This is a genomic window from Streptomyces sp. NPDC087845 (genome assembly GCF_044742755.1).
In the GTDB taxonomy this organism is placed as follows: Bacteria; Actinomycetota; Actinomycetes; order Streptomycetales; family Streptomycetaceae; genus Streptomyces.
In genome coordinates this window covers 55166-81231 of sequence record NZ_JBIUVC010000025.1, presented here as the reverse complement: position 1 = coordinate 81231, position 26066 = coordinate 55166, and the positions used below count along the sequence as shown (strand labels likewise).

25 protein-coding genes and 2 pseudogenes are annotated in these 26066 nt (G+C 68.2%); 16 read left to right on the top strand and 11 right to left on the bottom strand.

Features of this window, described 5'->3' with window-relative positions; genetic code table 11:
* Nucleotides 1–104 precede the first annotated feature (104 nt).
* The 6 genes and pseudogenes from ACIOMQ_RS37700 (at nucleotide 105) to tpg (ACIOMQ_RS37675) (ending at nucleotide 5294) form a co-directional block, all read left to right on the top strand.
* Nucleotides 105–938, top strand: coding sequence for a hypothetical protein (locus ACIOMQ_RS37700; protein WP_402192294.1), 834 nt, complete (start codon nucleotides 105–107; stop codon nucleotides 936–938).
* Nucleotides 939–1548: 610 nt separating this feature from the next.
* The gene (locus ACIOMQ_RS37695) at nucleotides 1549–2574 is read left to right on the top strand and encodes an RHS repeat-associated core domain-containing protein (RefSeq protein WP_402192292.1); all 1026 of its coding nucleotides are present in this window, start codon (nucleotides 1549–1551) and stop codon (nucleotides 2572–2574) included.
* 2 nt (nucleotides 2575–2576) lie between these two features.
* Complete coding sequence (locus tag ACIOMQ_RS37690; RefSeq protein ID WP_362208734.1) at nucleotides 2577–2855, top strand: hypothetical protein; 279 nt, start codon at nucleotides 2577–2579, stop codon at nucleotides 2853–2855.
* A 213-nt stretch (nucleotides 2856–3068) separates the two neighbouring features.
* A complete protein-coding gene (locus tag ACIOMQ_RS37685) occupies nucleotides 3069–4118 on the top strand; it encodes a hypothetical protein (protein ID WP_402192289.1) in 1050 nt (349 codons plus the stop codon).
* A gap of 221 nt (nucleotides 4119–4339) precedes the next feature.
* A pseudogene (locus tag ACIOMQ_RS37680) lies at nucleotides 4340–4723 on the top strand (tetratricopeptide repeat protein); the annotation flags it as partial.
* A gap of 22 nt (nucleotides 4724–4745) precedes the next feature.
* Nucleotides 4746–5294 carry a telomere-protecting terminal protein Tpg gene (tpg, locus tag ACIOMQ_RS37675; RefSeq protein WP_402192287.1) on the top strand — a complete coding sequence of 183 codons (549 nt, stop codon included), beginning with the start codon at nucleotides 4746–4748 and terminating at the stop codon, nucleotides 5292–5294.
* A 447-nt stretch (nucleotides 5295–5741) separates the two neighbouring features.
* On the opposite strand, the gene ACIOMQ_RS37670 is transcribed toward tpg (ACIOMQ_RS37675), so the two are convergent.
* Nucleotides 5742–6728 carry an alpha/beta fold hydrolase gene (locus tag ACIOMQ_RS37670; RefSeq protein ID WP_402192284.1) on the bottom strand — a complete coding sequence of 329 codons (987 nt, stop codon included), beginning with the start codon at nucleotides 6726–6728 and terminating at the stop codon, nucleotides 5742–5744.
* A 145-nt stretch (nucleotides 6729–6873) separates the two neighbouring features.
* Between ACIOMQ_RS37670 and ACIOMQ_RS37665 the strand changes: the two genes are divergently transcribed.
* Nucleotides 6874–7503 carry a helix-turn-helix domain-containing protein gene (locus ACIOMQ_RS37665; protein ID WP_401989198.1) on the top strand — a complete coding sequence of 210 codons (630 nt, stop codon included), beginning with the start codon at nucleotides 6874–6876 and terminating at the stop codon, nucleotides 7501–7503.
* A gap of 370 nt (nucleotides 7504–7873) precedes the next feature.
* Here ACIOMQ_RS37665 and ACIOMQ_RS37660 read toward each other — a convergent pair whose 3' ends face one another.
* On the bottom strand, nucleotides 7874–8161 hold the full coding sequence (locus ACIOMQ_RS37660) for a hypothetical protein (protein ID WP_401989199.1): 288 nt from the start codon (nucleotides 8159–8161) through the stop codon (nucleotides 7874–7876).
* A gap of 317 nt (nucleotides 8162–8478) precedes the next feature.
* Between ACIOMQ_RS37660 and ACIOMQ_RS37655 the strand changes: the two genes are divergently transcribed.
* Nucleotides 8479–9261, top strand: coding sequence for a hypothetical protein (locus tag ACIOMQ_RS37655; RefSeq protein WP_362209194.1), 783 nt, complete (start codon nucleotides 8479–8481; stop codon nucleotides 9259–9261).
* A gap of 404 nt (nucleotides 9262–9665) precedes the next feature.
* Here the strand turns inward: ACIOMQ_RS37655 and map are convergent, their stop codons facing one another.
* Entirely contained in the window at nucleotides 9666–10448 is a 783-nt protein-coding gene (map, locus tag ACIOMQ_RS37650; protein WP_402192281.1) for a type I methionyl aminopeptidase, read from the bottom strand.
* A 65-nt stretch (nucleotides 10449–10513) separates the two neighbouring features.
* On the opposite strand from map, the gene ACIOMQ_RS37645 reads away from it, so the two are divergent.
* Complete coding sequence (locus ACIOMQ_RS37645; RefSeq protein WP_266753008.1) at nucleotides 10514–10816, top strand: helix-turn-helix domain-containing protein; 303 nt, start codon at nucleotides 10514–10516, stop codon at nucleotides 10814–10816.
* Nucleotides 10817–11349: 533 nt separating this feature from the next.
* Here ACIOMQ_RS37645 and ACIOMQ_RS37640 read toward each other — a convergent pair.
* Together ACIOMQ_RS37640 and ACIOMQ_RS37635 are read right to left on the bottom strand one after the other, a co-directional pair.
* Nucleotides 11350–11553 carry a hypothetical protein gene (locus ACIOMQ_RS37640; protein ID WP_402192279.1) on the bottom strand — a complete coding sequence of 68 codons (204 nt, stop codon included), beginning with the start codon at nucleotides 11551–11553 and terminating at the stop codon, nucleotides 11350–11352.
* 258 nt (nucleotides 11554–11811) lie between these two features.
* Nucleotides 11812–12081, bottom strand: coding sequence for a hypothetical protein (locus ACIOMQ_RS37635; RefSeq protein ID WP_401271269.1), 270 nt, complete (start codon nucleotides 12079–12081; stop codon nucleotides 11812–11814).
* A 787-nt stretch (nucleotides 12082–12868) separates the two neighbouring features.
* Between ACIOMQ_RS37635 and ACIOMQ_RS37630 the strand changes: the two genes are divergently transcribed.
* Entirely contained in the window at nucleotides 12869–13876 is a 1008-nt protein-coding gene (locus ACIOMQ_RS37630) for a zinc-binding dehydrogenase (protein WP_402192277.1), read from the top strand.
* Between the two features lie 26 nt (nucleotides 13877–13902).
* Here ACIOMQ_RS37630 and ACIOMQ_RS37625 read toward each other — a convergent pair whose 3' ends face one another.
* The 6 genes and pseudogenes from ACIOMQ_RS37625 to ACIOMQ_RS37600 all read right to left on the bottom strand — a co-directional run bounded on the left by ACIOMQ_RS37625 (nucleotide 13903) and on the right by ACIOMQ_RS37600 (nucleotide 21666).
* A complete protein-coding gene (locus ACIOMQ_RS37625) occupies nucleotides 13903–14514 on the bottom strand; it encodes a hypothetical protein (RefSeq protein WP_402192274.1) in 612 nt (203 codons plus the stop codon).
* Nucleotides 14515–14626: 112 nt separating this feature from the next.
* Complete coding sequence (gene tpg / locus ACIOMQ_RS37620; RefSeq protein WP_402192271.1) at nucleotides 14627–15184, bottom strand: telomere-protecting terminal protein Tpg; 558 nt, start codon at nucleotides 15182–15184, stop codon at nucleotides 14627–14629.
* A gap of 3 nt (nucleotides 15185–15187) precedes the next feature.
* Nucleotides 15188–17317 (bottom strand): telomere-associated protein Tap, encoded by a 2130-nt coding sequence (gene tap / locus ACIOMQ_RS37615; RefSeq protein ID WP_402192268.1) that lies wholly within the window; start codon nucleotides 17315–17317, stop codon nucleotides 15188–15190.
* 913 nt (nucleotides 17318–18230) lie between these two features.
* Nucleotides 18231–19260: pseudogene (locus ACIOMQ_RS37610) on the bottom strand (TniB family NTP-binding protein).
* A 1770-nt stretch (nucleotides 19261–21030) separates the two neighbouring features.
* Entirely contained in the window at nucleotides 21031–21522 is a 492-nt protein-coding gene (locus ACIOMQ_RS37605) for a TnsA-like heteromeric transposase endonuclease subunit (RefSeq protein WP_402192266.1), read from the bottom strand.
* Nucleotides 21523–21666, bottom strand: coding sequence for a hypothetical protein (locus tag ACIOMQ_RS37600; protein ID WP_402192264.1), 144 nt, complete (start codon nucleotides 21664–21666; stop codon nucleotides 21523–21525).
* Between the two features lie 386 nt (nucleotides 21667–22052).
* Between ACIOMQ_RS37600 and ACIOMQ_RS37595 the strand changes: the two genes are divergently transcribed.
* The 6 genes from ACIOMQ_RS37595 (at nucleotide 22053) to ACIOMQ_RS37570 (ending at nucleotide 25970) form a co-directional block, all read left to right on the top strand.
* A complete protein-coding gene (locus ACIOMQ_RS37595; protein WP_402192262.1) occupies nucleotides 22053–22622 on the top strand; it encodes a DinB family protein in 570 nt (189 codons plus the stop codon).
* Nucleotides 22623–22708: 86 nt separating this feature from the next.
* The gene (locus ACIOMQ_RS37590; RefSeq protein WP_402192259.1) at nucleotides 22709–23911 is read left to right on the top strand and encodes an ISAs1 family transposase; all 1203 of its coding nucleotides are present in this window, start codon (nucleotides 22709–22711) and stop codon (nucleotides 23909–23911) included.
* Nucleotides 23912–24075: 164 nt separating this feature from the next.
* Nucleotides 24076–24231 carry a hypothetical protein gene (locus tag ACIOMQ_RS37585; RefSeq protein ID WP_402192257.1) on the top strand — a complete coding sequence of 52 codons (156 nt, stop codon included), beginning with the start codon at nucleotides 24076–24078 and terminating at the stop codon, nucleotides 24229–24231.
* 261 nt (nucleotides 24232–24492) lie between these two features.
* Nucleotides 24493–25131, top strand: coding sequence for a site-specific integrase (locus ACIOMQ_RS37580; RefSeq protein ID WP_402192255.1), 639 nt, complete (start codon nucleotides 24493–24495; stop codon nucleotides 25129–25131).
* A gap of 3 nt (nucleotides 25132–25134) precedes the next feature.
* Nucleotides 25135–25695 carry a tyrosine-type recombinase/integrase gene (locus tag ACIOMQ_RS37575; RefSeq protein WP_402192305.1) on the top strand — a complete coding sequence of 187 codons (561 nt, stop codon included), beginning with the start codon at nucleotides 25135–25137 and terminating at the stop codon, nucleotides 25693–25695.
* Nucleotides 25692–25970 carry a hypothetical protein gene (locus ACIOMQ_RS37570; protein WP_402192253.1) on the top strand — a complete coding sequence of 93 codons (279 nt, stop codon included), beginning with the start codon at nucleotides 25692–25694 and terminating at the stop codon, nucleotides 25968–25970. The genes ACIOMQ_RS37575 and ACIOMQ_RS37570 overlap by 4 nt, the downstream gene beginning before the upstream one ends.
* Nucleotides 25971–26066: the final 96 nt, after the last annotated feature.

Here is a 26066-nt window from a genome sequence, read left to right as displayed (position 1 = left end):
CTATGAACGCAAGGCCGAACACTTCCTGGCCTTCACCAGCATCGCCTGCACCCTCATCTGCTACCGCCGACTCACCAAATGAGACGACCTCTAAGACCCCGGCCATGGCGGTCTCCGACTTCAGGGCGGACGAGCTGGAGGTGACGGCCGGCACCTCGGTCCACCTCCAATGGAAGGGCCCATCGACGCTCGACTACACGGTCTCGCACAGCGGCAACACGCACCCGGTCGGCAAACAGCGCACGTACCAGGCGACGGTCGACCGCGACACGACGTTCCAGCTCTCGTACGTCACCAGCGAGACCACGCACTACCTCACGACCACGGTCACGGTGAAGAACCCGAAGCTGACGGGGCTGGCAGTGGAAGGCGACGTCACGGTCACCGGCTCACTACGCGGGAGAAACAAGACACTCACCGTGGCCGACGGACTCCTCGTGCAAGGCAAACTCTCGGCAACAGCGGATGTCGAGGTCACTCAAAAGCTCAGTGTAAAGAATGTCGAGGCGACCGAGGAAGTAAAGACAAAGAATCTCTCCGCAACCGGGGAAGTAAAGACGAAGGATCTCTCCGCAACCGGGAAGTTCCTGGTCGGCTCAACGAACTACTGCAAAATGCAAGATGGCGACGCATGGTTCAGCGGGCAAATCACTGCGAAGGACGCCGCGACCAACCGTCTTCTTGTCGGCTCGGAAAACTTCGGCGAGATGAAGAAGGATGACCTATGGATCGGCGGCAAGTTGACCGGCGCGGACAACGTTGCCAAATACGACGAGAGAATTCGCATCACCGTCGATCTCCAAAGTCACGATGAAGTCAAAGGAAACCGCGACCTCTCCTGGACGTGGTGGGACCGCGAGAAAATGGAGGGTGTCGGCGCCAAATGGGGCAGGGCGGGAAAGAAGGCGGAGGACGCCATCAGCCTCCAACGGTACTGATGGTGGACTCGCATCGTGAGGGCGGGCGTGGCAGAGCGCCCGGGTGCGACGGCGGCGGAGCGCTACGCCAGGCGTGCTGATACCCGACACGGTGCGGGCCCTCGCAGCAGCGGCAGGACGAGGCCGTGGCAAAGCCGGGCCCCAGCCTGCGGCTTCGGCGGCGTGCTGGTAGAGCCAGCGGCGCACCAAGTCGGCGAGGTGGGCGGGGACCGCCGCCGCTGCTCGAATCCGGGGCGATGGGCGGGAGCAGGCTCAGTGTCATGGTGTGTCCTCCGTCTGGGCGGCTGATTGGTACTGGTGTTCTAAGAACGCGCCGAATCCGGGGCCGTAACGGCCCCGGACGGGCGGATGTCTCGAACGGGAATGCGGTCTTGACGTTCGGGGCAAGGGCTGCCTGCCTGGTCGCTTTTGAATCCACACGTTCGAGTGATTGACGACGTGTGGCACTCGATCACGGGCTTGCGCGGGCCTTCCACGGCCTCGGGGCGGGACGGTCGCGCTCCAGCTCCGCCAGCACCAGCTGACTGAGGCGGGCTGGGCAAGGGCGGGTTGCTGGGAATTGCTGTCCTAGGTAGTCCGTAGTGATCAGCGCAGCGTCCCGTCTCGGCACTTGGCCGATACGGCGGCCAGCCCCCCAGCCAACCCCTTCACCTACACCGGCGCGTACAACGAACCCACCACTGATGCGGCCGGATACTACCTGCGGGCCCGCAACTACGATCCGACCACCGGCCGGCTCACCGCGACCGACCCTGCGGCCCTCCCCGTCGGCAGGCCATACATCTCCGCGTACGCCTACGCCGACAACTCCCCCACCCGCTTCACCGATCCCACCGGCCGAACGCCCGACGACCCGGACGACGGCAAGATCCATTCCTTCGGTCAGGCTGCCAGCGACTTCGGCGAAGGACTGCTGGAGGGCGTCACGATGCCGTTCCAGTTCGTCGGGGACCTGTACCACGCCTTCACCGGCGAAAACGGCGGGGCGGGCGGCTTCATCGACAAGTACCTCCCTGTCCGCCCCGCCTACCGCCTCTACCGGTCCGCAGAGATGTTCCGCGACCAGGGCTGCGAGGAGCTGGACGACGTCTACAGCCAGGCAGCGGGCGAGCTCACCAAGCAGATCGTGGCCACGGGCATCGGTGGTCTGCGTGGGTGGCAGCGTGACGCAGCCATGCCTGTCGGCGGAGCTGGCCGCTACTACGGGCCGACCGGGGAGACACGCTTCGGCGCGCCCTACTACACCCCGCTCCATCCGGAAAGCTCGACAAGGATCAACCCCGAAAGCGGAAGGCGGAACTGCGGACTCTGCGCCATTGCCGGTGATGAGCTCATGGCCGGCAAGAAGCCTGGCCCCGTGGCCGGAGCGCCGATGCCGCTGACGCGTGCAGAGATGGGCACGAGGACCGGGAAGCCCTGGATCAAGATGAACGGAGCCACACCGCTGGTGAATCAGATGCTCCGTTGGGGTCCGGGCGCCAGGGCAATCGTCGGGGCGTGGCCCAAGAAGGGAACAGGTCACTACTACAATGTGATCAACAATGACGGCAAGATCATCTTCCTTGATTTCCAGAATGGGAAGCCCAAGCCGTTCGCCGAGCGGTACGACGAGTGGTACCTCATGAGGATGAACTGACCATGCTGACCATCGAAGAAGCTGTTGCGGCAGCCTCGGTCTTCCTGGCCGAAGACAGCAAGTCCTGGGCGTCCACGAGTGTTCGGATCATCCCGGAGGACTGCTTCGTCGAGGCGGGCAGGCTCATCGCCCCGTACGACACCGTGGATTACCTGGACGGCGGCAAGGACGACATGCGCCTGGCAGGGAACCTGCCGATCGCTGTTGACATGAGTACAGGTGAGTGCTCGGTGATCACCTGGGACGAGCTGGACGACCTCGAGGAGCGCAACCTCCTGTAGGTCATGCACGTCGAACGCCGGTGGCGCCTCGCACCTTGAAAGCCAAGGTGTGGGGCGCCACCGTTTGCAGCCGATGCACAGGCGGGACATCCCATGGGCGTAGGCGGCAGCCAACCCGAGGCGTTCTCCTGGGGCAGAACCGGCCAGCTCCCCCACTTGCCGTGCGGTCTTCCGAAGCTGCGTGTTGACCCGCCTGTGCTGCACACTTCGAGCATGATGCGACGTTTACGCTGGGAGGAACTTGCCCAGGATTGGAAGGCGTTCGAGGACGGGGTGGCGGTCCTGCTCGGCATGGTGTATCCCGGCCTTCGCCGTGTGAACGGAGAGGGTGGTGACCGCGGGGAAGACGCCGTACTGGAACTGCCCGATGGTGAACGGCACGTCTTCCAGATCAAGAGCTTCACGGGACGCCTAAATCCCGGTCGGCGCCGCAAGATTCAGAGCTCCCTTGATCGGGCGGCACGAAGGGGGCCGGCGCGTTGGACTCTCGTCCTTCCGCTCGATCTCACCCCAGGTGAATGGGACTGGTTCGATCGCCTGCGCGAGGTCTACTCATTTCCGCTGGAACTGCATGGGTTGTGCGAGCTGAAGGCCATGTCCCTTAAACACCCAGCTATCGAGGGCTTGTTGAACGTCTCGCTCCCGCCGTCGACAAGGATCGGCGGGCCCTGCGTTTCGGGTGTCACACCCATTGAAGCCGGATTGGCTGTGGGCGAAGGCGGCAGGCTGACCGCCTACGTGGAGCGGGATGTGGACTGTGCATTGCGGGCACGACTGAGCTCGGCGGCAGATCCGGGTGGAGCGGTTCTGCTTGTGGGCGACTCCGCCGCGGGGAAGACTCGGACACTGTACGAAGCCATGCGTGCGAAGTTGCCCCATCATCGCTTCGTTCAGCCCGCGCAGCCCGCCGAAGTGCGTCAAGATGTCGTGGCTATCGTCACGACGCCCCAGCCATGTGTGCTGTGGCTGGACGAATTGAGCCGCTATTTTGAAGGCGGCTGCTTCGGTGCGTCCGAACTCGGGCAACTGATCCGCTCAAAAGCGGTCGTTCTCGCCACTCTTGATGCGGCGGCGTATGAGCGCTGGAGCGGTTCGGCCGTGGTGGAGCAGATGGCGCCACTCATTCTTGAGCGGCGCTGGGGCCCGGCTGAACGTGACAGGGCGCGCAGTTCCCCAGACCCTCGCGTGGTGCGGGCGGCGCAGGCCCATTCCGCCCTCGGGGTGGCTGAATGCCTCGCCGTAGCGCCCCCGGCTCTGGCGTGAACTCGCACTGGCCGATCGCGCGGGTGGAAGCCCGCGCGGTGCCGCCCTGACGCGTGCCGGTATCGATCTGGCCCGGGCCGGCCTCAAAGGGCCCTTATCTACGGCACTCTTGCTCGACACCTACTCGCTCTACCTCGCAGACGGTGGCGGCCCGTTGCTTCGTCCGGAGTCCCCAGGAGACGCGTTGCCTGGGCAGGCAAGGTGCGCTGGGGGCCAGCAGCATGCTGCTTCCTGCAGGGGAGGGAACATGGAATGTCCACCCCCAGCTCATAGCCGAGGCGCAGCGGGCGGATGTGCCGGTGCACGCACTGACCTGGTTTCAGGCCATGGACGCAGCACACGACATCGACGAGATGTTCGCGGTGGCGCTCAAGGCGAGTGATCACGCCCCGTCAATCGCTGTGCCTCTCTGGAGGGCGATGGCCGACGCCGGCATCAGTCGGGCCGCGAACAACTTGGGTGTCGTCCTGGCAGATCTTGGCCGATATACGGAAGCCGAGCGGGCCTACCGAATGCAGGCGGACATGAAGGATCCCGCTGTCCTGCTGAACCTTGGGAACCTCCTGGGGAAGACCGGCCGGTACGAAGAGGCGGTCGAGGTACTGCAGGAGGCGGGAGCATCAGGCCATGCTGTGGGACGCGATCGAGCATGCCGACCGGGAGGCGTTCACCCGGGAGCCACCCAAGACCCTCCAGGGCCGCATCAACTACCTGTTGCGGCAGTTGGGCACCGCGAAGGCCGTCGCGGTGGAGCTCGGCATCACTGCCGACTCGGTCAACCGCTACCGGCGCGGCGCGAGGAAGCACCCGCCGAAGGACATCGCGTCGAAGATCGACGACGCCGTTCGGTCCCGCTGGCAGCCCCAGGTCCGCAAGCGCCGGCGGAAGCAGGCCGCCGCCAGCGGGATCACGGTGGAGACGCGGGCCCGGTTCGGCTACACCGCGCCGGTCGGCACCACCGACGACGGCCGCTTCCGACGCCTCACCGTCCGTCTCCCCGCGACGTACGCGCAGCGCCTGTTCGACGTCCGCGACTCCGGGGCCAGCGACCAGCAGATGCGCGACATCATCGCCGAAGGATTCAAAGACGTGTATTTCCAGGACGGGGGAGGCCGTGCCATGGGAATCTCGGACGTGGCCATCAACGACATTGATTACCTCGACCTGGATTACTGACAAGGAGCGCAAGCATGGCGAGTATCAATTACCCGTTGAGCCGACGCACGGTAGTTGTCACATAGGCACGCTTGTTGTCACTGGCGTGGTGGAGTACGTGCGGTGCGACTGTTCGGCATCTGTCCTGTCGCACTGTGCCTGTCGGATTCCCACTGCTTCTCGTTCGTGCTGTCGGATTCTCATTGCGCCGCGTGCTGAGCGACGACATTGGAACCTCTCTACCGGGGGTTCTGCCTCTATCGAGATCGCGACTTCCCCGAAAGCCAGGCCGTCTGAGAGTTTCGGGACTCCGCCTTCTCGAACGACCTGGCATTCCAGCAGGTCAACGGCTCGCTACCTGACACATGTACTTCGACAGGACAGCATCACCGCGCAGACCGGCATGCGGTTACCTCGGCGCGGCCCACCCGAAACGCACCGCCAAGCTGCCCAGGTAGCCCGCCTGGTTCAGCTCTGAATCGTGGCGAGCCAGTCGGTCAGCAGGCTGTTGACCTCGTCGGGGCGTTCCTGCTGGATCCAGTGGCCGCAGCCCTCCAGGAGGTGGGAGGCCGACAGGCGGGGGAGGGCGGTGGGGTAGGCGTCGATGGCGTCGGACATCCAGGTGGTGGAGGCGTCCAGGGCGCCGCCGATGAACAGGGATGGCTGCTTGATCGGGGCTCCACGGTGCGGGGCGAGGTCTTCCCAGTCGCGGTCCATGCTGCGGTAGCGGTTGAGGGCGCCGGTCAGGCCGGTGCGCTCGAACTCCCCGGCGTAGACGTCGAGGTCCTCCTCGCTCAACCAGGCCGGGAGCGGGCCGGCGGGGAAACGGTCGCGCAGCTGACAGCCCGGGGAGACGAAGTGCGGGTCGGGTTCGCCCTCGGCGGGCATGGTGTCGGCGGACAGGGCCGCGTAGAAGCCTGCGAGCCAGCCCCGGACGTCGGGCTCGATCTCCGCCTCGGCGCGGCCGGGCTCCTGGAAGTAGGAGACGTAGAACTCCTGCTCGGGGCCGCCGATCCGGCCGAAGATGTCGGTGGGGCGGGGGCCGCCGGGCGGCGCGTACGGGACGCTCAGCAAGCCGACCGCGCGGAAGACTTCGGGGTGGAGCAGGGTGGAGGCGGCGGCGATGTTGGAGCCCCAGTCGTGGCCGACGATCACCGCGCTCTCCTCGCCGAGGGCGCGCACGACGGCGACGTTGTCCTCCACAATGTCGAGCATTCGGTAGGCGTCGGTCGCGGCAGGCTTGGAGGAGCGGCCGTAGCCGCGTACATCGATCGCCGTTGCCCGGTACCCGGCCGCGGCGAGGGCCGGGAGCTGACGGCGCCAGGAGTACCAGGACTCGGGGAAGCCGTGCACGAGCAGGACCAACGGGCCGGTGCCCTGCTCTACCAGGTGCAGGCGCCCGGCAGGGGCCTCGACGGTGCGGTGGCGGAGTGCGGCGGTCGGCTCGGATCGCATGGGGGACTTCTCCTCGGTACGGGGGCGGCCAGCGGGAACCCATCGATCATGCGGCGCGGTGGCCACTCGGCGCGATCAGCGTTGCCATTCTGGCAAGGTTGCAGGACAGGACGGTGAAGCGGCACGGCGGGAAGGAACGGGGACGGTGGCAGGTGACGACGTGGCCCAGACGTTGGCGGCGATAGGGCCGCGGCTGCGGGCCGTGCGTGAGCGCCGTGGCGTCACACTCGCCGATGTCAGCTGCGCGACCGGCATTTCGCCCAGTACGCTGTCGCGGATCGAGACCGGCCGACGCAAGCCCACGCTGGAGGTGGTGCTGCATCTGGCGAAGGAATACGGAGTCGCCCTGGACGACCTGGTCGGCACCGCACCCGCCCCTGCGGCCAAGCCACGCAGCACGGCGCCGCACAGCTTCGGAGGCGACAAGGCAGTGTCGCCGCTGACCCGGTACGTCGGCGGCCTGCACGCCCACAAGCACGTACTGCCTGCCGTCGCGGAGCCGCCTGGGCGGCCCCGACAGGTGTCCCACGAGGGCTACGAGTGGCTGTGCGTCATGTACGGGCGGTTGTGGCTCGCACTCGGCGGCCAGAATCTCGTCCTGATTGCCGGGGATGTCGTCGAGTTCGACACCCGCATCCCCCACGGAGTCGCGAACGCCGGATCCGCCGGACCGGTCGAGTATCTGATCATGTTCGGGCCTCAAGGAGAACGTCTACGGTTGCGCACACCTCCAGCCGCTGGTCGCGGGACTGGTGGCAGAAAGGCTGCTGAATGAGTAGTTGTGACAAGCCGCGTGCCTCGTCGGTGACAACCACGCTGCTTCGTTCGGTCTCATTCGCCACGTCATCCGGCTCTGCCGGTGACAACTACTGAGCTTCGGATCACCCGTTCCCGAATCCGAAGAACTCCGCCGAGCGCGAAACGAACCGGCAGACCGCCGACGACTACCAGCGCCAGGAGGAGGAAGCCGCTGACTTCCTCGACTGGGAGAAGGAAGTGGCGCAGTGATGACGTACGACGACTACTTCGACTACGGCGCTGACTGACGACGCGCACTCATGAGGCGGCTGGGCTCCGCCTCCGGCATTGCAGCTGCCGGAGGCGGAGCCGCCACCGTTCCGACGTACAGAGAGCGCGCGGCCCGCTCACACGCCATAGCGGTGGGCCAACTCCTCCAGCACCGCAGGCCACTGCTCGCCCCCGCGCCGCCGGTCCACGGCCTCGACCATCGCCTGCGGCGGTAGGGCCGCGAAGAGGTCCGCGAGCTCACCGCCCCGGCCCTCCTGGGCGCCCCACCACAGCTGCTCCGCCACGCGCGCGTCGCGGTTGATCCAGAATTCTGGAACGGCCTGCCGCCGCTCCGGCGCCGGGACCCGACCGCCGGCACCAGGCGGCTTGCTCTGCCTCCGGGTGGCCTCGGGCGCGGTGAGCATCGCGCGCAACGCCGCCGTCGCGGCCAGCGCGGGCGCCAGCGCCTCCTCTACGTCCGGCCCCAGGCGGGCGAGGATGGCAGTCAGGGCGTCGGCTGCCGCCAGGGCGTCCGACGCCGCCGATGGCTACCACCCGCCTGCCGCCACCGCGTCCACACATCGCACACCGCGTTCGACAGCGTCTCGATACGACCGGCCAGCTCCATGCCCGGCCCAACGACCGATCCCGGCCCGCGTACCGGGATCGGACACCAGCTGATGCCCGCGGCCGCGCTTCCGTCGCCCTGGTCCGGCCCTCCGCCGCGGAGGACGATGGAGACATGGGCGAGCACGACCAGGACCAGGACGGCGTCGCCGAACCGGTGCGGCCGCCGCTGACCGCCGCGCAGGCCCGCGAGGTGACAGCCGGGCTGCGCGAGGCGATGAACGACGTCCGGCGCACGGTCGCAGTGCTCGCTGCCCGGGTTCGGGACGCGCACGCCGCCCGCGTCTGGGAGCCGCTCGCCTACGGCTCGTGGGCGGCGTACTGCGACGCCGAGTTCGGCATCAGCCGCGCCCAGGCGTACCGGCTCCTGGACGTCGCCCGCGCCCTGGCCGCGATCCACAGCGCAGTCGCCGCCGGCACCGACCCGTCCCGCACGCGAGACATCGCCGACCCGGCCGCGGCCAGGTTCGACTACGGCCTGTCCCAGCGGGCCCTGATCGCCGTCTCCGGCCGTACCGGCGATGTCGCGGAGCCTGAGATCACCCGCAGACTCGCCACGCTCGCCCACAGCGGCCTCCAGGCCCTCGACGAGCCCACCGTGCGCGCCGTGGTCCGACAGGCCGTCCGAGACGTCTGCACCACACCGCCCCCGCCGCCCGCCGATCCGCCGGCGGATCCCGCGCTCACCGAGCTGCGCCGCGTCGTCGACGAACTCGCCGCCACCCACCAGCTCGGGGAGCTGATACTCGAAGTCGCCCCGGCGTACCTGTCCGACACCGCGGCCGCCGACGTCCTCGCTCCGCTGTGCGAGCAGATCGGCGAGACCCTCGACAACGGACTCGCGGCCCGCCGCTACGCCCTGTCCGGTGACCGCCGCGCCCTGTCCGGTGTCCTTTGACACTGAACATGGACCGATTGCCAGGGAAGTTGGACGACCACTACGTTCCTGCCATTGATGTTGGACCGAAAGGGCTGGGAACAGGGTGGGGGGCTCTGGTTCTTTCGTACGGGGACGTCACGTTATTGGCCTTGAGCTGGACTTTCTTGAGTGTGGGCGTCGGCGGCGACAGCCCTCGGGGCAGGCGTGGAGTGCGCCGTTCGAGGCTGTGGCGCCGGCCCGGGACTTCCGCTGGGTAAAGGACGGCGTGAGCTTCGCGGGCTGGCACTACTGCGCGACAGCTCGGGACGACGTCGGCTACGAGACGTAGGTGGAGCGAAACCATCTGATCTTGATGGGCCGCGATCCGGAGGTGGTGGGGGTCACCTCGCAGCCGTTCTGCGCCGGCGGGATGGCACTCGGCCTCACGCCCGCGCTTGCTTCGGCATGGTGAGGATCTCCGCTCCGTCGTCGGTGATGGCTATCGTGTGCTCGCTGTGTGCCGTCCTGCAGCCGGTGGCGCTGCGGAGGGTCCAGCCGTCCGCGTCGGTGACGAGTCGGGCGGTGTCCGCCATGACCCACGGCTCCAGAGCGAGCAGCAGTCCGGGGCGCAGTGTGTAGCCGCGGCCGGGCCGTCCGGTGTTCGGGACGTGCGGGTCCTGGTGCATCGTCGAGCCGATGCCGTGACCGCCGAACTCGGTGTTGATCGAGTATCCCGCCTCGGTGAGGGCCGTGCCGATGGCATGGGCGATGTCGCCGATCCGCGCCCCGGGCCCGGCGGCAGCGATCCCCGCGGCGAGCGCGCGTTCGGTCGCACTGATCAGGGCGACGCTCTCCGGGGGCTTCGCGTCGCCCACGATGAAACTGATGGCGGCGTCGGCGGCGATTCCGCCCAGGGAGACGGCGAGGTCGAGGGTCAGCAGGTCACCGTTGGCGAGCGGATAGTCGTACGGCCGCCCGTGCAGGACCGCGTCGTTGACGGCGGTGCAGATGTAGTGGCCGAACGGGCCGCGTCCGAAGGACGGGGCGTAGTCGACGTAACAGGACGTGGCTCCCGCCTCGACGATCATGTCTTTGGCCCACCGGTCGATGTCCAACAGGTTCGTGCCGATCGTGCTGCGGCTCTTCAGCGTCTGCAGGATGTCGGCGACCAGGGCGCCGGTGTCTCTCGCCCGGGTCAGCAGGGCGGGGTTCAGGATCTCGATCATGCGGCGTCCTCCTTGCGATACCAATAACTATACCGGCCATACTGTACCGGTATAGAATTCGCACTATGGTCAGGTTGCCGCTCACTCCCGAAGAGATCGAACGCGGACAGCGTCTCGGCGCCCTCCTGCGCCGGGCCAGAGGGGAGCGTTCAATGCTCGACACCGCGCTCGCCGCACGCGTCTCGCCGGAGACTCTCCGGAAGATCGAGACAGGCCGCGTGGCCACCCCCGCCTTCCCGACCATCGCGGCGATCGCCGACGTCCTCGGCCTCTCCCTCGACGCGGTGTGGGCCGAGATCAGCGGGGCCGAACGCGTCGTCGGGCCCGCCGGCTCCACCCACCGCTCCCCGGAACGGCTGGCGTCCTGAGCGATGCCGCGGCGGCCGCCGCGGCCGCCGAGGCGGCGCGGACTCGGGCCCGGCTTCCCAAAGGCATCCGGGCGGGCCGTTGACGGCCTTCTACGGGGGAAGGGCTCCTTCTCATAGGCCTATTGGGGTGCAGGGGTCCGTCTGCGGTTTCGTGAGCGGGCCGCAAGCCGGGACTATCGGCGGGTTTGTCGGGGGGCCCACATCGACCGACGCCTCGATCGCCGTCTGTCACCCCTGCCCCAGCCGGCCGCCGGCATCCCTCCGGGCCTTCAACGGGACGGCTGCGCCGTCTGCGGGACGCCACTCTCCCGGGTGCTTACGGACGGGTCCGGCCGACCCGCTCAGGTTCCTGTCGAGCAAAGCGCTCCTACTGAGCAAGAAGGCGGAGCTCGCTACTACCGCCTGACCAGTCCAACTTCATTGGCAAACAATCCAACTTCGGTGTCGGAGGACGAGGACAGGGAAGTGTCCTCTGACAAGTGATCTTGACCGTTTGCCAGGCAAGTTTGACCGGTCGGGAGGGGGTTGGCGGGTCAGGTGTAAATGTCTCGGCCGTACTCCTCGCGGCTCAGCTGGAAGTCACCCGGCCGATCACGGCGGAGCTCCTCATGCCGCCGCGCGAAGACGTCGAGCGCTTCGTGAACCGTGCAGCCGGATGCGTCCCGGATCGCCTTGATCGCAAGAATGATCCGGTGATCCAGGATGTCGCGGTCCACGCTCTCGGACAGGTCTTCCATGAAGCTGACCGTACCGATAAGCATCCGACTCCACCGGTCAATATCTCCTGGCAAACGGTCAAGATCACCCGTCACGGGACAGGAAGCACGTGACGCCCGCCTCCCTCCCAATCTCCCAGCTCGTCTCCCAGCAACGCGTCTGCCTGGGAAAACGACCCCTCTGACTCCCAGACATCCCAGATGTTCCGGGGCATTTCTGGCCCCAGTCCCCCAGTCGCCTCACAGGGTGCTGGGGGACTGGGGGTTTGCCCTCGGTGATCAGTCCCGGCGCGGCGGCCAGACGTGCGGGCCGGTGCACTGCCCGCAGGCGGCGCAGCCAGCGCACTCCATGCAGAACTGCTGCGGGACGCGCGGGCAGTCGCAGATCGGGTTGTAGCCGGGGTCGTCGTCGCCGGGGTAGAGCGTCTCGCCGAAGGGCGGCTCGGTCCAGGCGATGACCCGGCCGTCGGCGAGCAGGTCCTCGTAGTGGTGGCCGACCGTGCTGTGCTCGCTCCAGGTGGCCACCACTATTTCGTCCGCCGCGCTCACGCCGTGCCGCCCTTCACCGCGGCCGCGTTGTCGAGCCACGCGGCGAGCGCGGTCGTGGCGTCCGGGTCGGCCTGGGCGAGGCGGCCGACGAACTCAAGGACTGCCCGACGTCATCCGCCGGCGCTCCCGGCGTGCGTCCGCTCCGGGTGAAGCGGGCAGTGTGCGGCCTCGGGACTGGTAGGCCCGCATGTTGAGGTGTCGCGTATTGCGTGACTGCCGCTGCTCGGTATCACCGTGAGTGACGAGGGCAGGCCCAGCTGTTAGGAGCGTGGTGGGGCGAGTTGGCGCCTGACCTGCAGGATGCCGACTTCGGCGGCTGCTGGCTGTGGCCTCCGTCAGCAGCCGCAGTTCCCCGTGAGTCCCCGCCCAATCTGGCGCGGTTGTGGCACGGGGCACTTCTGATCCGTAGCTCAGAGTAGATCGGTCATCTGAGGTCATCACGGTCGCGGCGGCCTCTTGGGGAGTCGACAGCAGCCATGCCGATGGCTGTGGTTGCTGTACTCCGCTGCCGTACGCAACCTGCCAAGACCTCGACGGCCTGCGTCGGCTCACTGGTCGCTTCCGGTGAGAGTGCGGCGCCGGGGACGCCTCATATGGCCCAGAACCCGATCGGCCTATTCGGCTGCGCTGCTGGTTGCCCACCATGCGAGCGTGAACGGGGGCCTGCGTGAGCGCGGGCGGCTGATGCGCCTGGACGGTGCACTCAGCGGGCAGCACCTGCTGCTGCGGGACGTCGGCTGACGTCCCCTCCCAAGCCCCGCACGTACCAGCGCGCAGGAGGAGAGCCATGAACCGGCGTGTCGTCTACACCCGTGGCGGATCGCCCGCCGATGTCCTGACCCTCATCGAGGAGCCGGAGCCGGCAGCGCCCGAGCGCGGCCAGGTCCTCGTCCGCACCACGGCCTTCCCAGTACACCCTGGAGATCTCCACCCCATCGAGACCTACCCAGGGGAAGCTGCGGATCCGGTGACACCGGGCATCGAGGCCACCGGCGTGGTGGAGGCGATCGGCCCGGGCACGCGCGTGGCGCCGGGTGTCGAGGTCGGCGGCCGCGTGACGGTCTTCCCCCAGCCGGGGTCCTGGTCCCAGTGGTTCGTGGCGGACGCCGAGGCCGTCGTCACCGTACCGGACGAGTTGCCGGACGAGGTCGCCGCACAGATGCTGGCGAACCCGCTCACCGCGGTGATGCTGCGCCGTGAGGCGCAGGAGCACGTTGCCTTCGGCTACGACGGCTTTCTGGTGCAGACCGCCGCAGGTTCGTCGGTCGGGCGGCTGGTCACAGGCGTAGCCCAGTTCCACAACTTCGCGCTCATCAACGTCGTGCGCAGCGAGCGCGGCGCCGCCGAGCTGCGCAAGCGGTTCCCGGATGTGCCGGTCGTGGCGACGGAACATCCGGGCTGGGCCGACGAGGTCCGCAAGACGGCCGGAGGTCGTCCGGTGAGCGTGGCCCTTGACCCGATCGGCGGGAAGATGGCGGGGAGCCTTGTGGACCTCTTGGCGCCGGGCGGGAAGCTGGTCAGTTACGGAATGATCGCCGAGGAGCCGATCTCGGTGCATGCATCGACGCTGGTGAGCAAGTCGCTGACGCTGCGAGGCAAGAACATCATCAGCGGGTGGCCGTCCGAGGCGTCCCCCGAGCGGCGGGCGTCCGACATCGCCACCGCGAAGCAGATCGCGCTGGCGCTCACGGAGCAGTTCGATGTGGCCGCCACATACGGCCTCGGCGAGCTGGCCGACGCCGTGGAGCACGCGGTACGGCCCGGCAAGGTCGGCATCGTCCTCGTCCGCCCCTGACAGCGGCAGCGAAGGTCTGTGAAGTCTCAATGACCGATGCTGTGGCCGAACGGAAGGCTGCCGCCAGCTGACGTGTTGGCGGTGGGAGGTGCTGGGTCAATCGAGTGAATCGTGACGAAGGGTGTGAATGCGTGGCCCATCGTAGCCTTGTGAACACGGAAATGATCGACCACGTAGGCCACTTCACTGCTCGGATGCCGCATCAGGGCGAGCCTTACGAACCCTCTCCCATCCCGCCGTCCACGGTGAAGGAGCATCGTTGCTCCGAGGAGGTATGCCGGGAGTGCGAGGCCAGAGATGCGATCGCGACGGGCCATGACGTGTACGCAGACATCGAAGCGAGCCTCAAGCGGGTACGCGATCTCCTCGAAGTCGTAGCTCTGATGGGTCCAGCAGACCATGACGTGCGGGTCTCCTATCTGGACAGCCCCATGCCCCCGGAAAGCGGGTGCAGTCCCGGCGCGCTCGTCGACGCCGCTTACCGGAGCGTCAACGCGGCTCAGATGCTCCTCTGGGCGGCCCGCGGCCAGGACTTCCGCTATCTCGTACGGGCTAACAGCTTTCTTTCTGCTGCCGCGTACGGTGCCGCCCGAGCCACGGACCGCCAAGTCGTTTTCGCCGCAATCACGGAAGGCCACAAGAAACAGGCTCCAGCTGAAGTGGTGCGCTCGGGAAGCCAGTCCGCGTCCCTGCGCTGCATGAGGCCCCGCACCGCGCTTCTGGTGCGGGGCCTCATGGGCGCCGGGCCTGCTACAGCTTGATGTCGAGTCGTTCCACGTCGGTGAACTCCACGCCCAGCCCGTGCGCGCGGCTGTTGTTGGCGCGGAAGTACATCCGGGCGAGGCCGTCGGCCGCGATCTGCCGGAGCTGGTCCTCGTTGGCGCCCTGCTCCCGTGCGCTGAACAGCTGGTCGGCGCACTGGGGCGGCAGGGCCTGGGTGATGTCGCGGATCCGGGCGTCGTCGGTCGTGCCCGAGGCGGCGGTGAACCCGAAGCGGGCGCGGGTAGAGACGACCAGGCCGTCCGTGGACGCCGTTTTCTTCCTCGCCTTCGCGCGGATCTGCGGCTGCCACCGCTTCTTGACCTCGCGCTCCAGGCGGCCGCGCAGCTCCTGGCGGGGCCGCTTGAGCTTGCCCGAGACGTACCGCTCTACCGTGCGCTGGGAGATCCCGAGCGCCTGGGCGGCGGCCTTGGTGCCCTTGAGCTGCTTGACCAGGTACTTCATCTGCGCCTGGGCGCTCTGCGGAATACGGCGGGTGAACGCCCCCTCCAGCGCGCGGTCCAGACTGTCCCCGAGCGAGTCGACCATCGGTTACTCCCCTTCTCCCGCGCTCTGGTCGGTCTTGATGAGGTTGGAGATGTTGAAGACGCCGCCGCGCTCCTCGAACTGCTGCTCTGCCCACAGGACGGTCTGAGTGCCCTGGTGCTTCACCATCCCGGGCGAGACCCTGAGCCGGAAGCCGCCCGGCACCGGCTTGCCCTCGGGCGTGTACGGCAGGACGTCCAGCGGCGACGGGCCGGACGAGGGGTAGACGATCGCGTCGGTGCCGATGGAGACCGGGTACAGGTCGGCGGCGGCCGCCGTCTTCATCAGCTTGCGGTGCAGGCCCACGCGCTGATTCGCCAGCACGGCGGCCCGAATGTCGGGGCGCCAGGTCTCCCGCTTCAGCGCCGGGTAGGGCTCGTAGTACGGCACCTGGCCCCGGCTGCGCTGCCTCAGCTTGCCGATGCCGCCCTTCGCCGTCGCCTTGATCGCGGTCTCCAGCAGTGCCATCGTCGGGTCGATCTGCTTGCGCCGCGCCATCGCGTCCAGGAACTCCTGGCCCCCGAGGTCGGTGGTTACGCCCATGTCGGCCATCGTCTCCACGTACGCGTCGCGCAGCCGCTTGTACCAGGCGTCCAGGTAGCGGCCGGTCTGGGTGCGCACGTACGCCTTGATCGGCGCGACGTCGAAGCCGAGCTCCACCGCGTAGGCGACGGTCGGCGTGGCGTGCCAGGCCGGGCCCTCGGGCCGGTCGCCCTTCGGCGTGAACGGGCTCGGGAGCCGGTCGCCGTCGACGGTGCGGTCGTTGATCCGCACGCGGGACAGGTCGACGTGGCTCAGGTCGACCAGCCACGAGCCGGGCAGCGAGGCGTCGAACCGCGGGTTGCCGGTCAGGTGGGTCGGCCCGTTCAGCCCGACGGTGAGGCCGTTCGCGGCCGCGGCGAACGACATGTTGAGGTCGACCGCGACCAAGAACTGGTTAACGCACTCCTCGTCGGTCAGCGGCCGGCACCAGTCGTAGGGCTCCTCCATCAGCATCTCTGCCGGGGTGCGCATGTGGTGCCGGGCGAACTTCCCCTTGAGGACCGGGTGCTCGTCCGGGACCTCGCACTCCACCACGTCGTACACGGCGATGAGCGCGTCCGTGTTGAAGGCCCGCTTGAACTCGCCGTTGGCCGGGTCCTTCTCCGCGCGGGTCGGCGGGCGCAGCGCGACCATCAGCTCGAGGCCGGTCGTCGCGGTGGTGCCGCGCGGGGTCATCACCCGCGCCGCGTACAGCCCGAGGTACTGGGAGAGGTCAGCCGGGTGCATCGTCAGCAGCAGCTGCGGGTCGTCCTTCTTGCCCCACTCCCGGGTGTCCAGAGCGTTCCACGGCAGGATGCACAACTGGACGCAGCGGCGCCGGGAGCCCTCGGGCTCGCGGAAGACGCGGGCCCACGGGCCGAACCCGCGCTGGGTGAGCTGGAGACCGGCCTTGCCGATCTGCTTGACCACCTTGTGGCCCTCCGGCAGTCGGCTCGCGTTCCGCTCCTCCTCCGACAGGGTGGCGGGCAGGCCGAAGCGGGTCAGCGCGGCCTCGGTGAGGATGAGGATCGGGTCGGCGTCGCGGCCGTTGCGGTGCAGCCGGGCCTGACCGAGGCGGGCCTCGGTCAGCGTCCAGTCGACCAGCGCCGGGATGCTCTTGGCGGGCACGTCCAGGACCAGGCCGCCGACGCAGTACGCCGACACCTGCCCGTCGGCGTCGGCGTCGATCACCGCGAGCGGGCCGTTCTCGAAGCGCGGGTCGGCAGCGGCGGCCGCAGTGGTCTTCTTCGCCACCGCCTTCTTCGCACCCGGGCGCCGCGACGACGCCGACGGCCTGGCGGTGCTGCTCGCCTCGGTCTTCGGCCGGGACGGCGGCACGGCGGGTGCCGCAACCGGCTCCGGGGCCGGTCCGGTGAACGCCTCCGGGACCACGGGCGTCGGGGCGGCGGGCGCGTCGGTGGCCGGGGCGGGGTAGCGGGCGGCGAGGCCCTCCAGCAGCCGGGCGTACGCGGCGCGCTTCGGCGGCCGCGGCTCCGTCTTGCCGGTCTCCCAGTTCCCCACGGCCTCCCGGCGGGCGTTCAGCGCCGTGGCGATCTGCGCCTGACTCAGACCCGCCGCCTCACGCAGACGCTTGCGCTCCGCAGGGACCGGCATTGGCGAGAGCACCAGGGGTTGGTTCTGAGAGGCCGGTAGCGGCGCTCGCAGCCCCGACAGGTCTGGCCGCCGGAGGTGGCAACGATCTCCAGAATCTCCGATGCGGTGTGATCGAGTTCGACCTCCGCTTCCTGGGGCGGGACCGCGGTCGCGACAGGGGTTCGCTGTCCGTGCCGTTCTTGGGCTCTGCAGTCGTTCGAGCACCATTCACGGGGCCGGCCGTCCGCTCTGGGAAGGAGCGGTTCCTGACAGTGGCGGCAGGCCGCCGTCGGCAGCGGGCTGCGGGTCCAGTGGGCGATCTTGGCACTGCAGCGTCGTGAGCATCCCTTTCGCCTGGTGGCACCGATCATCGGGTCTTCGCAGGCTGGGCAAAGGCCGTTGTGCTCGTTCGTCTCGGCCGGCTTGAAGGTCTTCCTGGCCTTCGGCGGCCTGGGCAGTGGTTCACCGTGCTGACGGAACTGGAAGGCGAGTCGGCGGCAGTGGGAGGAACACATGCGGCGCCGCTGTCCGAGCCGGAGTCGCATCAGTTGTCCGCAGACGTGGCACGGGACCTTCTTCCAGTCGCTCGCCGGGATGCCCTTGCGGTAGCGCCGCTGGCGGCAAGCCTTGGAGCAGGTCCGGGGTGTGACCCCGAAGCTCGTGAGGGGCCGGATCAGTTTGCCGCACTCCGTGCATTCGACGGTTTCCAGGATCTGCCGGAGCTCGGCCGGGTCGCGTCCTGCGACCGCGGCGATGCGGTCCCAGGTCGGGGTGCCGCGGTGCAAGGGCGGCTGAGTGAGGTATTTGCGCAGGTAGGCGGGTGGAAGGCAGTTCGCTTGGGCGAGCCGGATGATGAACGAGCGAGGGCCTTCGCCGCTTTGAGGGCGGACCTGGAACGGCAGCCGGAGTACGGGGGCTTCGCCGGCCGGCTGGGTCACCGGGCCGCTGCCGGACGCTTGCGCTGCTTGCGGCTGGAGGCGATGTCCAGATCGACGGCCAGCAGGGCCGCCTTGGTGATCTTCTCGGTGCGGCTGAGGATGGCGTCGACGGCGGCTCCGCGGATCTGGTGGGAGAGGGTGCCGATCATCCCGTTGGTGCGGGTGTGGAGGAAGCGGTCCAGCCGGGTCAGGGTGTTGGCCCTGGTGCTTGTGGAGCACGAGGTTGGCCTCCATCTGCGCGACCAGCGCCTTCCACTCGGCGTTGTAGGGGAAGGAGTGAGTGGCCATCGAGGTGAAGCGGGCGGCGATCTGGTCGCCGCGGGTGCCGGACAGCAGGCTGCCGTCCTCGATGTCGATGCCCGCGTAGGTGAAGGTCGCCGGTATGCGCTCGGAGAAGTACTTCAGCGTGTCCGAGGCGTCGGCTCCGTGGCGGGTGGTCAGGGAGATGTTGTGGATCTCGTCGACCAGGATCAGGCCGGTGCCGGCCTTGGTGCAGACGCCGACGACTGCCTCGGTCAGGTCGGTGATGTTCGAGCTCCGCAGGACCGGCAGGCCCAGGAAGCGGGCGAACTCGGCGGCGATCATGCGTGGTGTCGCGGCCGGCGGGACGGTGATGTAGATGACCGGGATGCGGTCGTCCCGGCCGGGGTGCCGGCGGCGGTCCTGCAGCTCGTGAGCCAGGCCGAGCTGGGTCAACGCGATCGTCTTGCCGGTGTTCGCGGGCCCGGAGACGATCAGGCCCCGGCGGGCACTGACCGATCCGCGGTTGAGGATGACCCGCCGGCGGCCGCAGGTCACCGTGTTGCGGACCGTGGAGGTGGCGACCACCTGGAGGCGGGCATGGTGGTCGAGCCGGTCGTCGTCGTAGGCAACCCGGCCCTCCGCATCCAGCGCGTCGTACTCGGCCTTCGTCAACGCGGTCATGGGCTCGCCCAGAGACGCGTCGACGAACGCGCGCCAGCCCGGCAGGCTGGTCAGCTGCCGTCCGAAGTCCTCGCCGGAATCGTCGACAAGCAGTGCGGTCATGAGCGTCCCCAGGGATCCTCGAGCGGGTTGAACAGTCCCAGCGGGATCACCTCGGCGAGATCGCCGTCGGCCTCTTCCAGCACGTCGGGGCCGTCCTCGATCTCGTGTGGCGGTTCCGGCGCCGGGGCGGGGACCGTCGGCTCGGAAGCCTTCGTCCGGGCGGCCACCCGCCGCTCGTCCTTGGCCGACCCCGCCTTGGACTTCTTCTCCTTCTTCTTCACTGCCGCCCGGACGGGACCGGCGTGCGCGGGTCAGCAGGTCGGCGACGGCCTGGGCGAGCTCCTCCTCGGTGGCCTTGGGAAGCTGGTGGCTGACGTGGTCCCATGCAAGGTCCCCGAAGGGGACGGGGGCCCGGTTCAAGTGCTTCCAGTTCGGCGTGAACAGCCGTCCGGGATGGTCGGGGTCGCGCAGGCCGTCGTGCGGGCGGTTCTGCCACTTGCAGATGATCCACTCGTCCAGCAGGTCCTGCAGCTCGGGCAGCGACCACACGTTCTCCCGCTCCGGGTGCCGACCGCGCTGGTCGGTGTTGTGGCCGGTGTACCCGGGCAGGAACTGCGCGAACATCAAGGCCACCGAGTCCAGCATCTTCTCGATGTGGCCCTTCTGGAAGGGTGCCCCCTTGTGTGTGGGCTGGAAGTCGATCTCCAGGAACCGGCAGGAGGACCGGAAGTTGCGGGAGATGAACACCTTCCCGTGATCGCAGACGATCATCTCCGGGACGATCACCGGCTTCGCGGCCGCGTGTTTCAGTTGCTCGTCCAAGGTCAGCAGCCTGCGGTGCGGCAGCACCGAGCGGGACATCCTCAGCGCGTCGACCCAGCCCGGCCGCATCAGCTCGGGCGTGACGGTGCGGGCCAGCAGCACGCTCGCGTCCACCGACTTCGTCGTCGGCCGCAGCACCGCCGCCGACAGTGTGCGGGTCGCGACGTCGATCATCCCTGTCAGCTCGACCTTGCCGATCACTCCGTTGTCGAGGCCTACCATCACATCCAGCGGGGTGGAGTCGATCTGCATCACCTCGCCCGGAGCCGACACGGTCAGCTCGCCGAACGGCGCGTTCGCCCCGTGAGCCTTCGAACGCCGGGTGACCGCCGAGCCGGTCGCGTGGGTTCTCTTCGTCGGCTTCGCCAGCAGCCGGTAAAGGGTCCGGCGGGCCGGCAGCTCGACCTCGGATCTCCCCGGTCCGCCAGATCAGGTAGGCCCCGTTGCGGGTCGAGGTATCGACGCCCTCCTTGATCGCCTTCCGCATCGCCTCGACCACTGCCTCGGGCACCGACCCGAACTCCGCCCGCCGGCGGACCGGACGGCGGTCCGCCAGCCCGACCAGGCCCTCAGCCTGGTAGCGACGCCGCCGACTGGCGATCGTCTTGGCCGCGACAGCATGGCTGGCTGCGGCCAGCTCAGCCGCCTTCACCCGCTCCCGCGACGTCACCGAGGAACCCGGTCCATAGCCCGGCCGCAGCTGCGTGCCGGGCTCCGCGTCCGGCGCGATCCCGTGCAGGACCTCCAGGATGTGCCCCTCCCACCACAGGGCCTGCTTCACCGCCTCGGGCGGGAACGCCTCCAGCAGACCGACCTGCGGCAGCGGCATCCGTTCGGGCTGGAACAGGACCTCGAAGTCCGCCGCCTCGAACAGGTCGATCAGCGCAACCACCCGATGCCCCGCATCCGTGTCCTCCACCGCCGCCGCTTGGGCAGTGACCTCAAGAACCCCCCGGACCTGGCCCTGGAGCTGGATCCTCTGGCCGACCGCCAAGGCCGGCGGTCGTTTCAACCCGCCCATCCGCTTCCCTCCGTCCAGACCACGCTGTCGGTCTGCATCAAGGCGCCCGCCAGGTCCGTCTCCAACGCTCCGGACCACAGCAGGTGGAACAGCACCGGCAGCACCCGCAGCCTGTCTCCGACCAGCCCGGCGCCCTCCCACAGACCCTTCGGCTCGCGGAACACCTCCAACAGCCGGGCCGCCACCTCCGCTGGCCGGCCGCAGCGGGTCCGCCGGTAGCGGGCCAGCCAGCGGATGTTCGCCATGAACATCGGATCCGGCCGCCCTGCCCAGGCAAACTCCCAGCCCACGGCCCGGCACGCGCGCTCGGTCGCGGCGAAGGCTTCCCGCGTCTCCCCGTCCAGGTCGTCCTCGGCACGGACATCAACGACGCGAGCTCCGCCGTCGGCGAGCCGGACGAAGTAGTCGGGCGCGTGCCGCCGCCCCCGGCTCCCGGCATCCCAATGCAGCCAGAACGGCTGCGAGGCGATGCCGACCACCTACGGATCCCGGTCCAGCAGGACCAGCCGGTCCCGCTCCAGCCACGACTCGTAGCCGACGTGGTCCCTCATCGTCGCCGAGTAGTACCAGCCCGCGAAGCCGCGCGTGTACCTGTGCCACGAGAACTCGCGGACCGGCTCCACCTCTCGAACCGGACATCCCAGCTAGACCCCAGCAGCCGACGTCTACGGACCCCGTCAAGGGAAAAGTCCAGCTCAAAGGCCGCGAGTGCAGCCTCATCGATTGCCTGGGCGGGTGCCCCCACCACGTCCCCCGCCTGCCGAATCCCCCGCTGGCCCAACTTCGTTGTCACAAACTAGCGTTGGCTCAACTTCGGTGGCATTCGGTCCATCTTCACTGTCACAGGTCAGTGGGTGACCTGTGTCAGTGGGTGTTGATCGATTGCCAGCGAAGGCCGATCGATTGACTTCTGTGCCATTTAGGGATGACTGTCTGTGGGGTTTGTGACAGTGGAGGATGACCGCAGACGGCGACGATCACTCGCTCGACGGGTCTGTAGTGTGCGGCAATGACAAGAAGCGAGCGGCTCGCGGAGCAGTTGGATTGGTACTGGCGCAAGAACCTGCGGCCACGGCTGGACGGTCTTACCGACGAGGAGTACTTCTGGGAGCCGGTGCGTGACTGCTGGAGCATCCGCCCGCGTGGCACGTCGGCCGCACCGATTTCGGAAGGTCCGGGGGAATGGACGTTGGACTACGCGTCCCCTGACCTGGTGCCGACGCCCGCGCCGGTGACCACGATTGCCTGGCGGCTGGCGCACATCATCGTCTCCTGCCTGGGCTATCGGGTCGGATGGTATTTCGGCGGCCAGGATGTCGACTCTGAGACATTCGCCTACGCGGGGACCGCTGACGAGGCGCTGAAACAGCTCGATGAGATGTATGGGAGATGGAACGCGGGGGTCCGCGAGCTCTCGGACGCTGACCTGGACAATCCGCCCACGGTGGGTCCCGAGCGGTTTCCCATGGAGAACAGGGTCCTGCACGTCAACAGGGAGCTGATCCATCACGGCGCCGAGATCTCCCTGCTGCGCGACCTCTACCGCTGGCAGGACGGAGCCGGACCGCACCGAATATGACTTTCGGTAACCGGCGATCGAGCTTCGGAGACTTACGTGGAGTCCGTGACGCTCAATGGCTGCTGCCGCATAAGCAGCTTCCGGGGTTGGAGGGACTGCTCGACCAGCTGGCCCGGGTGCCCGACCCGCGAGATCCACGAGGGGTGCGCTACCGACTGGCCACACTGCTGGCGATCGGGGTGTGTGCGATGAGTGCGGCAGACCACGACTCCCTTGGCGCGATAGCGGAATGGGGTCGCCGCTGCGGGCAGGAGGTACTGGGCCGGCTCGGAGCCCCCTACGACCCGTTCGCCGGCCGCTACCGCGCGCCGGACGAGCGCACCCTGCGCGACGCCTACGGCAGGGTGGATCCTGCCGAGCTCACCCGGGCCGGTTTCGCCCGTCTCGCTGCCCTGCCCCGACCGGCGTCGGACCGGGACACGCCGGACGGCCTGCCTGAGCGTGAGCAGCGCCGCGCACACCACGCCGCCAGGTGGGCCGACCCGCCTGGCGGCACGCGCGGGGCCGCGTTCGCGGTGGATGGCAAGTGCCTGCGCGGGGCCAAGCGCTCCGATGGAAGCCAGGTCTTCGTGCTCTCGGCCGCGCGCCACCACGACGCGGTCACTGCCGCCGCTCGCGAGATCGGTGCGAAGACCAACGAAATCCCTGAGTTCCACCCCCTGCTCGATCAGATCGACGACGCGGACCTGACGGACGCCGTGGTGACCGCGGACGCTCTGCACGCTCAACGCGCCCACGCCGTCTACCTCGTGGAGCACCGACAGGCCCACTACCTGCTCATGATCAAGAACAACCAGCCCAATCTCGTCGGCCAACTGAGCCAGCTGCCTTGGAAGGACATCCCGGTCCTGCACCGCAGCACCGCGCGCGGCCACGGCCGCGAGGAACTGCGCGACGTCCAACTCGTCTCCGTAAAGGACCTGCTGTTCCCGCACGCCCGACAGGTCTTGCGAATCCGTCGCAAGCGCCGCCGCCTGGGCACGAAGAAGTGGACCACCGAGACCGTCTACGCGATCACCGACTTGACGGCAGAACAGGCCAGTGCTGAGGAACTTGCCGACTGGGTCCGAGGCCACTGGACCATCGAGAACAGAGTGCACTGGATCAGGGACTGCACCTTCGGCGAGGACGCCAGCCAGGTCCGCACGCGCAACGCCCCCGCCGTGATGGCCTCCCTCCGCGACATCGTCCGCAGCAGCCTTTGCCTCGCTGGATGGGCCAACACCGCCAGCGGCCGACGAGCCCACGCCGACCCCGCAGCCTCCCTCACCCTCCACGGCATCCCGTGATCAAAGCCGGACATTCGCGGAACACTCCGGGGCCCTGAGGCCGCCATCGGTTCCTGCAGCTGACATGGGAGCCCCGAACGCAGGCGGCCCGTTGCCGATCTTCTCTCCCGCATTGCAGGAGTGCGACATGATGACCCCTCTCTCGCTGAATACGCGGAGACACTGTGAACAAGCAGGGAATCAAGGGCTGGTCCAAGGATGTCGCAATCGGCACCGCCGTGACGGTGGGCGTCGGCGCTGCCATAGTGCTCATTTGGGCCGGTCTGTGGGCTTGTCAGACCTTCTTCGACCGCACAGTGATCTTCGACATCCATCAGTAGAGCTCGGCTGACCTGCCTTCAGGCATCGGATCGCGCTTCGGGGTTCGAGTGACTCGTGTCACACCGAAGGCCGTGGAATGCAACACCGACCACCGTGGACGTGGCAAAATCATCGGCAGCGTCCGCTCTGCTCAATGACCACACGAACTCATCCGCACACGGCCTCTGCGGACACAAGGCACTGCTACATCACACATCTGACCGAGTTCGGCTACCCTGCCCGCTTCGTCCAAGTTCTCTTGAGTCCTCAGCAGTGTGTCCATGACGTGCAGCACGAGCCTGGGGCGGGCGGAGATCTATGTGGTGGAGGTGGTTATCTACCGCCGTCCACCAGGCAGTTCTCCGGGAGGTTTGATGCTGGTGCAACGGGTGCTGATGCCCGACTCGTCGCTTGAGTCATGGACGGTCCTCGGTAATGAAGGCGGGATAGTCGAGCCGATCGAGCGTTACCTCGCCTACCTGACCGACATCGAGCGGTCGCCGAACACGATCAAGGCATACGCCCATGATCTGAAGGACTGGTTCGTGTTCCTCGACCGACGCGGTCTGGACTGGCGTGAGGTCCGGCTGGAGGACTTGGGCGAGTTCGTTGCCTGGCTCCGGCTGCCACCTGCGGGACGGCATGGCGGTGTGACGTTGCTGCCCTCGGCGGAGCCTCACTGCGGGGTCACCACGGTCAACCGGAAGCTCTCCGCCGTCAGCGGTCTGTACGTCTTCCACGCACGCCACGGAGTGGACCTCGGCGACCTTGTCACCGAGCTGCAGCCGGTCCGCGCCCGCCGCACGGGCTGGAAGCCATTCCTCTACCACCTGGCCGGCGGCCAGCCGGAGCGGCGTCGCACGATCAAGCTGAAGACGCCTCGCACGCATCCGACGATACTGACGGCCGCCCAGGTCTAGACGATCCTGGACGCCTGCACCCGGCTGCGGGACCGGTTCCTGTTCGCACTGCTGTGGGAGACCGGGGTCCGGATCGGCGAAGCTCTGGGCTTGCGGCACGAGGACCTGGCTGCGGCGGAAGGCGAGTTGACCGTCATGCCGCGCGTCAACGACAACCGGGCGAGGGCCAAGTCCGCATCGCCCCGCACCGTTCCCGTCGGCCCCGAGATCGTATGGCTCTACGCCGACTACCTCCACGGTGAGTACGGCGACCTCGACAGCGACTACATGTTCGTCAATCTGTGGGGCGGCTCCTACGGGCGCCCGCTGACCTACGCGTCCGTCTACGATCTCGTCCTGCGACTGCGCCGCGACACCGGCATCGACTTCGACCCCCACTGGCTCCGGCATACCCGAGCGACCTTGCTCCCGCGGCAGGGGGTGCCGATCGAAGTGGTCAGCACTTTGCTAGGACATTCCTCGATCGCCACCACGCACGACATCTACGGCCACCTGTCGGTGGAGGACGCCCGCCGTGCTCTGGAAGCCGCAGGATTCCTGACCGGCCGGGAGGTGCGCTGGTGAGCCAGGAGACTTCCGCCGTTCCGTCTCCCGGCGCCGGACTGCTGGGCAAGTTGATGGCTGCCGTCCGGCCGGAGTTCCGGGTGGATGTGTTCATCCCCGAGCCCGGGGAACTGATCTTCGGTCTGGGTGCCTGCCGGGTTCCCGGCTGCCCGCGCCAGCCCGCACCCGCCAGCTCTGCCGCGGCCACTACTCCCGCTGGCAACGCCGCGGGAAACCGGACGTTGAAGCGTTCATCGCCGATCCTGGAGCCGATCCGGTCGGGCGGTCCGAGCTGACCGCCTGCGCCATCGCCGGATGCCGCTTCGGAGCGGCCCGTCAGGGCCTATGCGTGAGCCACAACGGCTTCTGGGAGCGAGCGGGCAAACCCGACA

Coding starts and splice junctions, on each gene's coding strand:
- tap (WP_402192268.1), bottom strand. CDS start 17,317: ATGCCGGTCCCTGCGGAGCGCAAGCGTCTGCGTGAGGCGGCGGGTCTG.
- ACIOMQ_RS37640 (WP_402192279.1), bottom strand. CDS start 11,553: ATGGAAGACCTGTCCGAGAGCGTGGACCGCGACATCCTGGATCACCGG.
- tpg (WP_402192271.1), bottom strand. CDS start 15,184: ATGGTCGACTCGCTCGGGGACAGTCTGGACCGCGCGCTGGAGGGGGCG.
- tpg (WP_402192287.1), top strand. CDS start 4,746: ATGCTGTGGGACGCGATCGAGCATGCCGACCGGGAGGCGTTCACCCGG.
- ACIOMQ_RS37700 (WP_402192294.1), top strand. CDS start 105: ATGGCGGTCTCCGACTTCAGGGCGGACGAGCTGGAGGTGACGGCCGGC.
- ACIOMQ_RS37595 (WP_402192262.1), top strand. CDS start 22,053: ATGACAAGAAGCGAGCGGCTCGCGGAGCAGTTGGATTGGTACTGGCGC.
- map (WP_402192281.1), bottom strand. CDS start 10,448: ATGATCGAGATCCTGAACCCCGCCCTGCTGACCCGGGCGAGAGACACC.
- ACIOMQ_RS37645 (WP_266753008.1), top strand. CDS start 10,514: ATGGTCAGGTTGCCGCTCACTCCCGAAGAGATCGAACGCGGACAGCGT.
- ACIOMQ_RS37670 (WP_402192284.1), bottom strand. CDS start 6,728: ATGCGATCCGAGCCGACCGCCGCACTCCGCCACCGCACCGTCGAGGCC.
- ACIOMQ_RS37630 (WP_402192277.1), top strand. CDS start 12,869: ATGAACCGGCGTGTCGTCTACACCCGTGGCGGATCGCCCGCCGATGTC.
- ACIOMQ_RS37655 (WP_362209194.1), top strand. CDS start 8,479: ATGGGCGAGCACGACCAGGACCAGGACGGCGTCGCCGAACCGGTGCGG.
- ACIOMQ_RS37690 (WP_362208734.1), top strand. CDS start 2,577: ATGCTGACCATCGAAGAAGCTGTTGCGGCAGCCTCGGTCTTCCTGGCC.
- ACIOMQ_RS37580 (WP_402192255.1), top strand. CDS start 24,493: ATGACGTGCAGCACGAGCCTGGGGCGGGCGGAGATCTATGTGGTGGAG.
- ACIOMQ_RS37685 (WP_402192289.1), top strand. CDS start 3,069: ATGATGCGACGTTTACGCTGGGAGGAACTTGCCCAGGATTGGAAGGCG.
- ACIOMQ_RS37660 (WP_401989199.1), bottom strand. CDS start 8,161: ATGCTCACCGCGCCCGAGGCCACCCGGAGGCAGAGCAAGCCGCCTGGT.